We start from the raw sequence: 13,739 nt of genomic DNA, 5'->3' as shown, positions 1-13,739 counted from the left end.
CCCCACCCGACCTGCTCAGCTACGCTGACCCCAGCACGCTCGGACATGGGGAATTACCTGACGGAAACCCCTGAGGAATTACGTGACCGTCGACAGCCTGAACGCATCACGGCGATGCGGCTCATCGAGGTGTAGCCGGGATTGAAGAAGAACGGCGACGGCGCCTGCAGGATGTCGGTGAGCAGCGTGTTGATGGCGCCGCCATGAGAAGCGACAACCGTCAGTTGTCCCGGAGCCCGCTGGACGGCCTCGAGCACCGCTGCGCGCATACGTGCGGCGAGTTCGACCTTGTCGTAGTCCGGGATGAAGTCGTCGAAGCGGGCTTCTGCAAACGCTTTTCCGCGCGGCGTCTCTGCGATGGCCTCCGGCGTGGAGTACGTGGTCCGGTCGCTGTCCCATTCCCGCAATCTCTCGTCGACAAAGACGTCGAGGCCATGCGGCTCGGCCGCGAACAGCGCGGTCTCGTGAGCACGGGTGTAATGACTGGAGACAACCTGCGCCACAGGTTCGTCCCGCAGCCATTCACCCAATCGCTGTGCCTGGCTGATGCCTTCGTCTCCGAGTCCGGGATCAGCCACACCGAGATCGCCGGGTAATCCGTGTCTGACGAGGATGACCCTGCTGGCGTTCGCCAGGGTGTCATCGAGGACGGCTGTTGCGTCGACCATCTGGGTCATACCGTCACCGTGCCGCGCAGGTGTGCGGTGTCGTTGATCGAGTCGACGATGATCACGCCCGAATCGAGCTTCCGAACCCGGGCGACCGAGGTGTATGCGGGGTTGTGCCAGAACGTCTTCGGCATTTCCAGGACGTCGGCGACGGCCGCGTTGATGATTCCGCCGTGAGCCACTGCCACCACGCGGCCGGATTCGTACCGGTCGAAGATCTGCTCCAGCGCCGAGCGTGCGCGGGCCCGGAACTTCGGCAGGTTGAGGGCGGGCACGTACTCCTCGAATCGGCCATCGCGTACCGCGGTCAGCCGGGCGTCATCGGGGGCCATGTCCTCGAGGGCCATGTAGTCCTCGGGACTGATGTCGTCGTCCCACTCCCGGAGATCCTCGAGCACCAGATCGACTTCGCGTCCCATTCCCCCGGCAACGGTCTCTGCGGTCTGGAGCGCCCGGGCGAGTGGGCTCGCGACTATCGCGTCGATCTGCTCGTGCCGCAGCCAGGTGGCGAGCTTGCGGGCATCCGCGATCCCCTCGGGCGCGAGGCCCGGATTACGCACCCGCGAAACGGGTTGGCCGTGCCGGACGAACAAAACCTCGATCATGAATGCCTTCCAGTGGGTTCGCCGAACTAGCCGGCGATGGTGCGGTCGGTGCTCCAGTACGGGGCGCGCAGTGCCTTCTTGTCGAGTTTGCCCATCACGTTGCGGGCCAGTTCGTCGACGACGACATACTTCTTGGGGCATTTGTATGACGCCATCGAGTCCTTGGCGAACGCTTTCAGCTCGCCGATGTCGAGCGTTACTCCGGGCTCCGGAACGACGAGTGCGAGCAGGGATTCACCCAGATCGTCGTCGGGCACACCGATCACCGCGACCTCGGCGACCGCGGGATGAGTCAGCAGGACGCGTTCGCTCTCGGCCGGGTACAGGTTGACGCCGCCCGACACCACCATGTCCGCAACCCGATCGGTGATGAAGACGTATCCGTCTTCGTCGACATATCCGACGTCGCCAAGGGTGGCGACACCCGGCAAGATGTATGCAGCAGCGGTCTTTTCGGGGTCGGCGTGATAGACGACGCTGCGTTCGGGTGGGGTGCGGAATCCGAGGACTCCCACCTCGCCGCGGCCCAGTTCGGTGCCGTCCGAGCCGACGACGACTGCCTCGAACGGCGGCGTCGCCCGCCCGACCGACCGAGGGTGCGCGAGCCATTCGACGGAATCGATCCGGCAGACCGAACCGATCTCGCTGCCGCCGTAGGACTCGACGAGTATCGGTCCGAACCAGTCGATCATCGCGCGTTTGACGTCCGCCGGACACGCGGAGCCGGTGTGGGCAACCCACTCCAGACTCGAAACGTCGTACTTCGCGCGCGTCGCCTCGGGAAGAGCCAGGAGGCGCTGGAAGTGGGTGGGGACCATCAGGGTGGAGGTGACCCGGTGGGTCTCGATCAGTGACAACGCGCGTTCGGCGTCGAACCGGCCCATGACGACCACAGGTCGACCTGACAGCAGGTGACGGATCGCGGTGAGTGGCCCGTTGTGCTGCAGCGGGCCGACCACCAGGTGGACGCCCGCGGGGTAGCCCGATCGGGCGGCCACTGCATCGGCGTATTCCTGGGCCGTGTCGACGGGGGCGGGAAGCCAGCGCACCTGCGTGCCGCGGGCGCGACCAGTGGTGCCGGAGGTGTAGACGAGTGGGGGACGGGCGGGTCGCTCCGTCGGCGCGGCGGATGCTGCGGCCTCGACTGGGGTCACGACATCTCGCCACGGGACTGTTCCGTCGCCTGCCTCGGTGTTGTGGACGACGACGGCTCGCAAAACGGTCTTCTGTGCCGCTGCTACAGAGGATGCCAGGCCCAGCGGCCCCGTCACCACGGCCACCGCGCCGGAGTCGAGCAGTTGATCGGCCATCTCGGCGGGCTTGAGCTGCCGAGACACCGCGACCGTCCCGACGCCGCGACCGATCGCCGCGGCATGCGCGAGCAGGGTCTCGACGGTGTTCTCACCGATCACCGCGACGCGTTCGTCGGAATCGGGGGCGAGTGCGATGAAGTGCTCGCCGAGCGCATCGAGGGCGTCCGCGACCTCGGTCCACGTCAATGAGCTGTTGTCGTCGATCAGTGCGACCCCGGTGGGGTCGGACACCGCCCGATCTCTGATTCGGTCGAGCATCGACTTTTCTCCTTCAAACGGTCCACGTCCGGGCCTATGGTGCGATTTACTGGACACCAAGTCAAGTAAGAAGCAGCCTGACCTCAGACCTTAGTAACTTTATAGTGATTCTACTTACATTGGGCTACAGTTGTGGTCCATACTGTAGAAGACGTAAACAAAGTCAGCCCGAACTTCGTCGCTGCATTGTTTGGACACAGAGAAGAGGTGCTCGTGGTGACTTCGACCGCGACAAACGCAACCCGTGAGGCCATCGAGCCCGTCGGATCGAACGACCCGACGCCCAGCCGTGAGGTGCTTCTGGACCTCCATCGGCGGATGGTCCGGATCCGCCAGTTCGAAACCGAGGCCGGCCGCCTCATGGAGGGCGGCAAACTCCCCGGCTTCCTCCATCTGTACGTCGGCCAGGAGGCCGTCGCCGCGGGTGCGATGAGCAACCTGCGCGATACGGACCAGATTTCCTCGACCCACCGCGGGCACGGTCACGCCGTCGCCAAGGGCGCCCAGTTCCGGCAGATGTTCGCCGAGCTGTTCGGGCGGGTCGACGGTTACTGCAAGGGACGTGGCGGCTCGATGCACATCAACGACCTCTCCATCGGCATGCTCGGCGCCAACGGCATCGTGGGCGGCGGAATCCCCATCGCCGTCGGCGCGGCCTTCGCCGCCAAGTACCGCGGTGAAGACACCGTGGCAATCCCGTTCTTCGGTGACGGCGCCAGCAACATCGGCGCCTTCCACGAAGCCGCGAACATGGCGGGCATCCTCGAACTGCCGGTCGTCTTCGTCTGCGAGAACAACGGATACGCCGAGTTCACCGCGCTGCGCGACCACATGAAGCTCGAGAACGTCGCCGATCGTGCGCCTGCGTACGGCTTCCCCAGCGAAATCTGCGACGGCATGGACGCCATCGCGGTGCGCGCTGCAGTGGGCCGCGCCGTCGAACGCGCCCGCAACGGTGGTGGCCCGACGCTGGTCGAGGCCAAGACCTACCGCTACTACGACCACCAGGGTGTGAAGGGTCTCCGTAAGACGTACCGCACCCAGGAAGAGGTCGAGGCGTGGAAAGAGCGGGACGCCATCAAGCTGCTCGAGGCGCGGGCAGTGTCCGAGGGCCTCGTCACCGAAGGTGAGTTCGCCAACATCTGGGCCGAGGTCGACGCCGACATCGCCGAATCCGTCGCCTTCGCGGAGAACAGCCCGTTCCCCGACCTGGCCGACTTCGCCCTCAACGTCTACAGCGACTGAACCTTTAGAAAAGGCTGAACCAATGTCTACTGCAACAGAATTGACCGCACCCGCGGAGGCCGCCACGGCCAGGGTCACCACGTATGTCAAGGCCTACAACGAGGCCGTCGCCCAGACCATGCGCGAGAGCGAAGACGTTTTCGTCATCGGTGAGGACGTCGCGGGTTACGGCGGCGTCTTCCACATGTACGACGGTTTGCTCGACGAGTTCGGCCCCCGCCGGATGGTCGACACCCCGATCGCCGAGATGGGTCTGATCGGGCTCGGAGTCGGAGCCGCTGCACGCGGACTGCGTCCGATCGTCGACATCATGTTCATGGACTTCCTGGCCGTCGCACTCGACCAGGTGGTGAACCAGGCCGCGAAGATGAAGTTCATGTACGGCGGCGAGGTCAAGGTGCCGATGGTCATCGCCGTCGCCTATGGCGCCGGCGTCAGCGCGGGTGCCCAACACTCGCAGAGCCTTGAGACGTGGCTGGCGCACACGCCCGGCCTCAAGGTCGTCATGCCGTCCAACGCCCACGACGCCAAGGGCCTGATGGTCGCGGCCGTGCGCGACGACAACCCGGTCGTGTTCATGCTGAACAAGGTCCTGCTCGGTGCCCGCGGTGAGGTCCCCGAGGAGATCTACGAGATCCCGCTCGGGCAGGCCGCGATTCCGCGCGAGGGCGACGACGTCACCATCGTGGCGTTCGGTCGCATGGTCGTCGAGGCGCTCAAGGCCGCGGACATCCTGGCCGAATCCGGCGTATCGGTCGAGGTCGTCGACCCGCGGTCGGTCCAGCCGCTCGACACCGCGACCATCGTGAAGTCGGCGTCGAAGACCAATCGCATCCTCGTGGTCCACGAGGCCGTGACCTTCGGCGGTATCGGCGCCGAGGTGGCCGCGCAGATCCAGGAGGAGGCGTTCGACTACCTCGATGCCCCGGTCCTGCGTATCGGCGCGCCGTTCACCCCGGTCCCGTTCAGCACGCCGCTGGAGAAGGCCTACGTGCCCGACGCCGACCGCATCGTCGCCGGAGCGCGCCGTCTGCTCGAAAGGGGCTGAGTCGTGGCACAGCAGATCGTGCTGCCGAAACTCGGCCTCACGATGCAAGAAGGGGTGATCGGCGAGTGGCTGGCCACCCCGGGACAGCGCATCGGTATGGGTGACGTCCTCCTGCGCCTCGAGACCGACAAGGTCGAGGTCGACGTGGAGGCCGAGGCCGAAGGATTCCTCGCCACGAACGCGAAGGCCGGCGACGTACTGCCGGTCGGCGCGGTCATCGGCTGGTTGCTCGGAGAGGGTGAACAGGCCCCAGACGGGGCCGCCCCGGCCGCTGCAGCCGAAGACGTAGTCGCCCCCGAGGCCGAACCCGCAGCGCTCGCCACGGCTGCGGCCGTCAGCGGCGACGGAACGCGGCTCAAAGCCTCGCCGAACGCCAGGCGCGTCGCTGCCGAATCGAACGTCGACCTCACTGCCGTCCGCGGTACCGGCCCCGGTGGGCGCATCGTGTCCGAAGATGTCGAAGAGTTCTTGGCTGCTGCACCCGCTGCCGTCGCTCCGGTTGCTGCCGCATCCGAACCGGCAGGAGAGTCTGCCGGTCAGTTCGTGGGGCCTCTGGTCCGTCGGCGGGCCGCGGAACTGGGAGTCGATCTCGCGAAGATCGTGGGTACCGGAATCGGTGGCCGGGTCACCAAGGCCGACGTCGAGAAGGCCGCCGGATCGTCGGCTGCCGCGGCGCCGTCCGCAGCCTCTGCGCAACCGGCACCTGTGTCCGGACCGCAACCGGGGGAGGTCATCCCGTTGACCGGCATGCGGGGAGCGATCGCCCGTAACATGGTCGACAGCTTGCAGACGATGGCGCAGCTGACCCACGGCTACGAGGCGGACGTGACCGCGCTCGTCGCAGCCCGGGCGCAACTCAAGGCGGAGGCCGGCGAAAGCGGCGCGAAGGCACCGAGTCTCAACGACTTCATCATGAAGGCGGTCGCCGTTGCGTTGCAGCAGCATCCGCTGCTGAACGCGGGCATCGCCGATGACAAGATCACGTTGTTCTCGGAGATCAACCTCGGTGTCGCGGTGGCGGTGGAGGGCGGACTCATCGTCCCGGTCGTCAAGGGCGCAGACGCACTGTCGGTAGGCGAGATCGCCGGTCGTACCGGCGCACTCGCGGCGGCCGCGCGAACGGGCAAGCTCGCGATGGCCGACATGGAAGGTGCGACGTTCTCCGTCAGCACCCTCGGTGCCTATGGTGTCGACTTCTTCACGCCGGTCATCAACCCGGGCAATGTGGCGATCCTCGGTGTCGGACGTGCCAAGGACGGATTCCGCTGGGAGGGCGAGACTCCCGTCAAGACCCAGGTCTTGACGTTGAGCCTGACCTTCGATCACCGGGCCGTCGACGGGGCTCCCGCCGCGGAGTTCCTGCGCACCCTCAGCGCGGTGTTGTCGCGACCGCTGAGCCTGCTGGCCGGGTAGGTACGCCATGGATTCGGTCGCCATCGACGCAACCCTGTTCGCCCAGCTCGATCCGCCGCTGCTGGCCGGAAGTGGCTGTGCAGAATGCGATGTCGTGGTGTTCCCGGCCGCGAATCGGTGTCCGGGCTGCGCCGGGGTCGACGTCGTACGACAGGCGTTGCCCGGGCTTGGCACGGTCTGGACCTGGACACGGCAATCGTTCGCGCCGAAGCCGCCGTTTGAGGCGCCTGCATCCGGTTTCGAACCGTTTGTCGTCGGCTACGTCGACCTCGGTTCGGTGCTGGTCGAATCCAGGATCGTCGGTGAGGTCGCCATCGGCGATCAGGTCGAGCTGTGTCTGCTCGACGTCAGTGATGCCGAGTTCACCTTTGCTTTCGCGAAGGTCCCGTCCGAGAGGGTGTCGTCGTGAGCAAAGAGGACATCTACATCGTTGGCGCGGGTATGCACGCCTTCGGGCGGCACGACGGTGTCACCGGTATGGACATGGGCGAGCACGCGCTGCGTGCGGCCCTCGCGGATGCAGGTATCAGCTGGTCCGATGTGGATGCCGCGGTCGGTGGCAGCAACGTGTCCGGCAAACCGGACTCGCTGGTGTCGCGCCTGGGCCTGACCGGAGTTCCGTTCACCACGGTCAAGAACGGTTGCGCCACAGGTGGAGTCGCCCTGTCGACCGCTGCCGACATGCTGACCGCGCGCCGCGCCGACGTGGTGGCGGTCGTGGGTTTCGACAAGCATCCGCGCGGTGCGTTCGGTTCCGACCCGGCGGCCTACGGCCTCGGTCAGTGGTACGCCCGCACCGGCATGATGGTCACCACCCAGTACTTCGCGATGAAGACACGCCGGTATTTTCACGAGCATGGCCTCGATGAACACGCACTCGCCGCGGTGTCCGAACGCGCTTTCGCCAATGGTGCCGCGCACCCGATGGCGTGGCGCCGCAAGTTGTTGACCGCGCAGCAGGTGCTCGATTCCGCACCGGTCAACGATCCGCTGACCCAATACATGTTCTGCTCGCCGGGCGAAGGCGGCGTGGGTTTGATCCTGGCGCGTGACGACCGGGCATTCGATCTGTGCGACAACCCGATCCGGCTGGCCGCAGTCGAGGTGCGCACCCGCAGATTCGGATCCTTCGAGGTGTTCTCGCCCTGGCTCCACACCGAACCCGTCCACAGCCCCAGCATCGATGCGGCTGCCGCTGCTTTCGCCAGTGCCGGGGTGAGCCCGTCCGACGTGCAGGTCGCGCAGTTGCAGGACACCGACTCGGGCTCGGAGATCATCCACATGGCCGAGACCGGTCTCTGCGCACACGGAGACCAGGGCAAGCTCCTCGACAGTGGCGCAACACGGTTCGACGGTGAGCTACCCATCAACACCGATGGCGGTTGTCTCGCCGGCGGCGAGCCGATCGGCGCATCCGGTTTGCGTCAGGTCCACGAGGTGGTCCGGCAACTGCAGGGGCGGGCCGAAGGCCATCAGGTGCCGAACCGACCGTCCATCGGCTTCACCCACGTGTACGGCGCCCCGGGACTGTCGGCGTGCACTGTTCTGACCACGTGATCTCGAAAGGCTCGCTGTGACCAAGGCTCTCGACGTCGTCCCCGAACTGGCAGATTTCCAGGCGGAGGTCCGCGACTGGCTCGCATCGATCCTGCCGCCGCGGCCGGCACCCTCCCCGGACGCCCGGCCTGATCTGGCGGTGTTCCGCAATCTGTCCGACGAGGACGAACTCGCGCTGCTGAACGCGGTCCGTGACTATCGCAGGCAGCGCTTCGACGCCGGCTACGGGGCTGTGACCCTGTCCGTCGAACACGGTGGGCGGGGACTGCCTGCATCGTTCGCTTCGGCTATTGCCCAGGCAGAGCGCGACTTCGATGTTCCGCCGTCCACAGAACTGATCAGTGTCACCACAGGTCTGGTCGGACCGGCCGTGGCGATGTTCGGCTCCGACGAGCAACGGGCTGCCTACGCCAACCCGTTGCTCCGTACCGATCTGCTGGCCTGCCAGCTCTTCAGTGAGCCCGGGGCGGGTTCTGACCTGGCGGCGCTCAGCTGCCGCGGTGTCCGGCAGGGCGATGAGTGGGTGTTCAACGGGCAGAAGGTCTGGTCGTCCGGAGCTCGATTCGCCGATCTCGGGATGTTGCTCGCCCGCACCGACCCTGATGTGCCGAAACACAAGGGCATCACGGCGTTTCTCATCCCGCTCGACGCCGAGGGCGTCGAGATCCGGCCGATCCGCCAGATGAGTGGCGGCGCCTCTTTCAACGAGGTGTTCCTCCACGACGTCCGCGTCCCGGACAGCATGCGGCTCGGTGAGGTGGGGCAGGGCTGGAAGGTCGCTGGTGCCACCCTCGCCTTCGAACGCACCGCCTCGGGGTCGGTCACCCGCAAGAAGGGTGGCTCGGTCGCCGAACTGGTCTCGCTGGCACAGTCCCTGGGGGTTTCGGACGATCCGCTCGTCCGTCAGGACATCGCCGACGTCTACATCCGCTCTGAACTCCGTGCCGCCACCGCCGATCGCGTCGCACGCGCTGCCGCGGCGGGAATCTCGCCTGGACCGGCAGCGTCGGTCGGCAAACTGATGGCGTCGGACGTACTCGGCAAGATCGGCGAGATCGCGGCGGACCTGCTGGGCAGCAACGTCACCGCCAATGTCGATGACGATCAGTTCGCCTGGACCGAACACCTGCTGGGCAGCCCGGGATATCGACTGGCCGGCGGAACCGATCAGATCCAGCGCAACATCATCGGTGAGCGGGTTCTCGGTCTACCGCCGGAGCCCCGCGAGAACCGCGATCAGCCCTGGTCGCAACGCGACAAGCGCTGACCCGACTCCCGATCTTGGTGGCTTCTGGTGACGCCGACCTGGGGTTTTGTTCGCCAGAACCCACCAAAATCGGGGTTACCAGGCGAGAGCGGCGGCCAGTCGCTCACGGTGGAGCGCAGTGCCGCCGAAGAGCTGGGCGTCGGCGCGGGCGCGTCGAAAGTACAGATGGCAGTGGTGTTCCCAGGTGAAGCCGATACCACCATGGAGTTGGACCGCCTCGGCGCTGACGGTCCGGTAGGCATCGCTGCACCACGCCTGGGCGACGGCGCTTGCCTCGACGAGATCGTCGGCCTCCACCGCTCGGGTGACTGCTGACCTACTCGACTCGACGAGCACCAACAGGTCGGCGAGGGTGTGTTTGACGGCCTGAAAGCTGCCGATCTCGCGTCCGAACTGCCGACGCTCTTTCACGTACTCGACGGTCTGATCGAGACTGGTCTGCGCTCCGCCGAGCTGTTCGGCGGCCAAGACGATGCAGGCGATGTCCAGTGCGGGAAGTACTGCAGCAGCGGCTGTTCCACCGGTGGTCAACCGCGTCGCAGAGACGTCGGTGAGAGTGACGGACCCCTGCCCGCGGGAGAGGTCGAGGGTCTCGAGCGGAACGACGGCCGCGCCGGGTGTGGCCGAATCGACCAGGAACACGTCGGGACCACCAGGAGTGTCAGCGGGGATGACCAACCAGCGAGCACCGGCAGCACCGAGAACGGCGGGAGCGCGTCCGGTGAGCGACCACGAGCCGCCCTGATCGGCCGCGGTGAACATCAGATCATCGGGGGACCACCAGCCCTGGCGGTTCAGCCCGGCGACGGCAGCGGGAGTTCCCTCGGCGATCTCGGAGAGAACGTCGTCTGCACCGCCGGTGTTGACGAGTACCTGTCCGGCGAACACGGTCGAGAGGAAGGGCACGGGCAGCAGTGCGGCGCCGAGCTCCTCGGCCACCACGACGAGTTCGGCCAATCCACCGAGTCCACCGCAGGATTCGGGCAGACCCAGTGCTCCGACGCCGATCTGCTCGGCGATCACGGACCAGGCCGTGGCATCCCAACCGGGGCCCGAGGCGTCGAGTGAACGACACAGGTCTGGTCCGCCGAGGTCGGCTGCTGCATCGCGTACGGCTGCGCGCAGATCGTCCAGTTCGGTGCTCATCGGCCACTTTCCAGGGTCGCGTGTGCTGCAGCAAGCCGTGCGACAGGTACGCGGCGGGGTGAGCACGAGACGTAGTCGAGGCCGATGGAGTTCAGGAACGAGATCGACTCCGGATCGCCGCCATGTTCTCCACAGACGCCGAGTTTCACCGTCGGCCGTGACCCACGAGCCCGCTCCGCCGCCATTGTGACCAGTGCGCCCACGCCATCGCGGTCGAGTACGGCGAACGGGCTGTCGGTCAGCAGGCCGTGGTCCAGATAGTGGGCGAGCATGGTCTTCTCGACGTCATCGCGGGAGAAGCCGTAGGTCAGCTGGGTCAGATCGTTGGTGCCGAACGACAGGAACTCGGCGTCGGCGGTCAGCGAGGCGGCGAGCAGCGCTGCGCGCGGGGTCTCGACCATGCTGCCCACGAGGTAGGGGACCTTGACGCCGGTGTCGGTGGCCACGGCGGCGGCGGCGCTGTCCACCTGGGTGATGGCTTTGCTGAGCTCGCCGGGCAGCGAGACCAGGGGGATCATGACCTCGAGTACCGGCGAGAGCCCCTCTGCGTTGACGGTCACCCAGGCACGGAACAGCGCTTCGGCCTGCGCGGGGTACAACCGTTGCTGCACCATCGCGAAGCGGACGCCGCGCAGGCCCAGCATCGGATTGGATTCGTGTGTCGCCGCGGCACGTTCGGCCTGGGCGGCATCGCGATACTGGCCGTCGGCAGGCAGGAACTCGTGCAGGGGTGCGTCGAGCAATCGCACCGTGATCGGTCGGTTGCCGACCACCCGCAGCAGATCGGTGAAGTCCGATTGCTGTGCGGTGGTCAGAGCTGCGATGGCCTCGATCTCCTCGGCCTCGCTCTCGGCGAGAACGAGACGCTGCACGAGCGGCAGTTGGTCGCCCATGAACTGATGTTCTGTGCGGCACAAGCCGATTCCCTCGGCTCCGAGCCGGAAAGCGGTGGCGGCGTCCTCGGCGTTGTCGGCGTTGGTGCGGATGCCCAGTTCACGGATCTCATCGGCCCAGCCGAGGAGGACCTCGAGTTCGGGTGATGGTTCTGCCGGCCGGATCATGACGGCTCCGGCGTAGATGTCGCCGGTCCGGCCGTTGACCGAGACGACATCGCCCTCGGACATGGTGACACCGTTGGCGGTCACGGTGCGTGCGGTCAGGTCGATGCGTAGGGAGGTGGCACCGCAGACCGCCGGCCGTCCTGCGCCACGCGCGACAACAGCGGCATGGGATGCCAGGCCGCCGTTGGACGTGACGACCGCGGTGGCGGCGAGCAGCGCGGGTACGTCGGCGGGACTGGTCTCGGAGGCGACGAGGACGACGTCCTTGCCCTGACCGGCCACTTGGAGCGCGCGTTCACTCGACAGGGCGATCTCGCCGATCGCGGCCCCCGGAGATGCGGGCAGGCCCTGGGCGAGTAGTTCCTCGTTGCCACTGAGCTTGAGCTGCGCGTGCAGTAGATCCTGCATGAGGTCGGGCTCGAGCATCCGGACTGCTTCGCTGCGTTCGATCGAGTGGTCGTTGGCCAGGTCGACCGCGAGGTGGGTGACCGCACGCGGGCCCGGATGTTCGAGCGCGCCCGCGCTGAGCAGGGCGAGTTGCCGGTCGCGGACCTCGAACTCGACCTCCGCGACGCCACGTAGGTGCGGTTCGAGGGTTGCGAAGATCTGATCGAGAATGGTGACGCCACCGGGGACCTGGCCGAGGGGTTCGCCGGGGCCGGGGTTGGGGTCGGTACGGCGGACACCGAGGTGGAAGACGCCGTGCGGGGCATACTTTCCCGTCTCCAGGTCGCGGCTGATCGCGGAGCCGTACCCGGACTCGTTCCACGACCCGAGTCGCAGGGCCCGGACGTGGAGGGCGATGCCGAGATCGTCGGGCAGAGAAAGCGCCTTGCGGGCACGCTGGCCGCGGGGGGAGGCCCACCGGGCCAGCATCGCCTTGGCCGCGAGTCCGAGTTGTTCGGCAGGATCGGCGGGATAGGGCGCGCCGGTGGTTTCCTCGATGAGATCGAGCAACGCTGGGACCCGAGCGCGGCTGTCGGGATGATCGTCGTCGAGGTCATCGAGATCGTCGACGTCGACACCCAGGGCACCTTCGGCGACGAAGCGCAGATTCGCGGCCCAGGAGTCGTAGATGTCGCGGTCGCGGCCGATGACCTCGACCAGGGCGTCGATGTTGCGGTTCGACAAACCGATGACCGAGATCGCGGGCGGCAGCGCCGATACCGGCACCGGCGCGCTGCAGCGCAGGTGCATCAACATCGGGCGACGTTCGGTGCGGGTGGCAGGCCAGATGCCGCGGACTGCCAGCTTTTCGAGCAGATCGATCGCGGTGTTCGCGGTTTCGCGGTTCTCCAGGCCACTGCCGGATCCGATCGGAACGGTCAGGCCCGGCACCACCGGTAGACCGAGAGCGACGAGATTGTCCATCTCGACACCGTGAACACCGAGTACGTCGGCTCCGAGTCCCCGGCCGCGGCCCTGTCCATAGGGGACCGCAGCTCGGGTATAGGAATGAACAGAGTTGTCGGACAGAGTCATTCCGCGCTGCCAGCGACGAGCTTCTCTTCGAGGGCCTCGTCTTCGGCGCGGGTGACGCCGAGCATCATCAGCACGTGCTGGTGCAGCCACATCCAGACGGTGTGGTAGCCGTCGGTCAGCGGAGAGGTGAGGGACGCGGTGTCGCCACCGTCGAAGCGCTCGAGCGCGACATTGAGCTGATCCCGATATGCGAGGAGGTCTGCGGACTGCTTGCCCGCGCGCCGGAGCATCTTCGACACGTCGGTATGGATGTCGTCGAGTTGGTCGCGGATCCGGGCGTCGTACTGGGCGTCCGAGTGATCGTTCACCGAGCCGTCCGGCCGGCACTGCCATGCGGTGCACAACTCGCGCAGGCGTCGGTTGACCGGGAGGAAGGCGTGCAGGAAGTCGTTGACCGCCTTCTCTTCGTCGCTGCCCTCCGGCAACCGGACGAGTGCGCCGGCCGCGCTGATCCCGGCGGGGGTCGGCATCACCATCGGGCCCTTGGCGACGGCGTCCCCGGCGTCGATCACCAGCTGCAGCTCGGGTGAGACCGGGCCGCGGAACATCCCCTTGACCACGAGGCCGACCAACTCGCTCGATGCGGTGGCCTGCGTGGACGTGTTGGTCGCGAGGTCGTTCATGGTGCTCCTCGATTGGTTCTCGGTGCCCCGGGGTCGGGGGACCTGCGTCGGCG

Annotated in this window: 12 protein-coding genes; 6 read left to right on the top strand and 6 right to left on the bottom strand. The window is 66.8% G+C overall.

Annotated elements, in window-relative coordinates:
• Positions 1-53: 53 nt before the first annotated feature.
• The 3 genes from DFR67_RS25890 to DFR67_RS25880 are packed head-to-tail and all read right to left on the bottom strand — an operon-like array spanning position 54 to position 2,844.
• Positions 54-677 (bottom strand): histidine phosphatase family protein, encoded by a 624-nt coding sequence (locus tag DFR67_RS25890; protein WP_110472342.1) that lies wholly within the window; start codon positions 675-677, stop codon positions 54-56.
• The gene (locus tag DFR67_RS25885; RefSeq protein ID WP_110472341.1) at positions 674-1,273 is read right to left on the bottom strand and encodes a histidine phosphatase family protein; all 600 of its coding nucleotides are present in this window, start codon (positions 1,271-1,273) and stop codon (positions 674-676) included. The genes DFR67_RS25890 and DFR67_RS25885 overlap by 4 nt, the downstream gene beginning before the upstream one ends.
• A 26-nt stretch (positions 1,274-1,299) precedes the next feature.
• Positions 1,300-2,844, bottom strand: coding sequence for an AMP-binding protein (locus tag DFR67_RS25880; protein ID WP_110472340.1), 1,545 nt, complete (start codon positions 2,842-2,844; stop codon positions 1,300-1,302).
• 216 nt (positions 2,845-3,060) lie between these two features.
• Between DFR67_RS25880 and DFR67_RS25875 the strand changes: the two genes are divergently transcribed.
• From DFR67_RS25875 to DFR67_RS25850, 6 genes are read left to right on the top strand one after another with little or no spacing between them, the layout of a single operon-like run.
• Positions 3,061-4,089, top strand: a complete 1,029-nt coding sequence (locus DFR67_RS25875) for a thiamine pyrophosphate-dependent dehydrogenase E1 component subunit alpha (protein WP_245938164.1) — start codon at positions 3,061-3,063, stop codon at positions 4,087-4,089.
• A gap of 22 nt (positions 4,090-4,111) precedes the next feature.
• A complete protein-coding gene (locus DFR67_RS25870; protein WP_110472338.1) occupies positions 4,112-5,137 on the top strand; it encodes an alpha-ketoacid dehydrogenase subunit beta in 1,026 nt (341 codons plus the stop codon).
• A 3-nt stretch (positions 5,138-5,140) separates the two neighbouring features.
• A complete protein-coding gene (locus DFR67_RS25865; protein ID WP_110472337.1) occupies positions 5,141-6,550 on the top strand; it encodes a dihydrolipoamide acetyltransferase family protein in 1,410 nt (469 codons plus the stop codon).
• Positions 6,551-6,557: 7 nt separating this feature from the next.
• Positions 6,558-6,959 carry a Zn-ribbon domain-containing OB-fold protein gene (locus tag DFR67_RS25860; protein ID WP_110472336.1) on the top strand — a complete coding sequence of 134 codons (402 nt, stop codon included), beginning with the start codon at positions 6,558-6,560 and terminating at the stop codon, positions 6,957-6,959.
• Positions 6,956-8,107 carry a thiolase family protein gene (locus DFR67_RS25855; protein WP_110472335.1) on the top strand — a complete coding sequence of 384 codons (1,152 nt, stop codon included), beginning with the start codon at positions 6,956-6,958 and terminating at the stop codon, positions 8,105-8,107. Before DFR67_RS25860 ends, DFR67_RS25855 begins: the two co-directional genes overlap by 4 nt.
• A 16-nt stretch (positions 8,108-8,123) precedes the next feature.
• Entirely contained in the window at positions 8,124-9,374 is a 1,251-nt protein-coding gene (locus DFR67_RS25850; protein WP_110472334.1) for an acyl-CoA dehydrogenase family protein, read from the top strand.
• A gap of 75 nt (positions 9,375-9,449) precedes the next feature.
• Here the strand turns inward: DFR67_RS25850 and DFR67_RS25845 are convergent, their stop codons facing one another.
• The 3 genes from DFR67_RS25845 to DFR67_RS25835 are packed head-to-tail and all read right to left on the bottom strand — an operon-like array spanning position 9,450 to position 13,686.
• The gene (locus tag DFR67_RS25845; protein ID WP_110472333.1) at positions 9,450-10,520 is read right to left on the bottom strand and encodes an acyl-CoA dehydrogenase family protein; all 1,071 of its coding nucleotides are present in this window, start codon (positions 10,518-10,520) and stop codon (positions 9,450-9,452) included.
• Positions 10,517-13,063: a putative PEP-binding protein gene (locus DFR67_RS25840; protein ID WP_110472332.1), complete on the bottom strand. Its 2,547-nt coding sequence runs from the start codon at positions 13,061-13,063 to the stop codon at positions 10,517-10,519. Before DFR67_RS25840 ends, DFR67_RS25845 begins: the two co-directional genes overlap by 4 nt.
• Positions 13,060-13,686: a hypothetical protein gene (locus DFR67_RS25835; protein ID WP_084837955.1), complete on the bottom strand. Its 627-nt coding sequence runs from the start codon at positions 13,684-13,686 to the stop codon at positions 13,060-13,062. The genes DFR67_RS25840 and DFR67_RS25835 overlap by 4 nt, the downstream gene beginning before the upstream one ends.
• Positions 13,687-13,739 lie beyond the last annotated feature (53 nt).

Source organism: Williamsia limnetica, assembly GCF_003217475.1.
Classification (GTDB): Bacteria; Actinomycetota; Actinomycetes; order Mycobacteriales; family Mycobacteriaceae; genus Williamsia; species Williamsia limnetica.
Note: the sequence above shows the minus strand (reverse complement) of the source record. Positions and strands in the feature narration are given on the sequence as shown.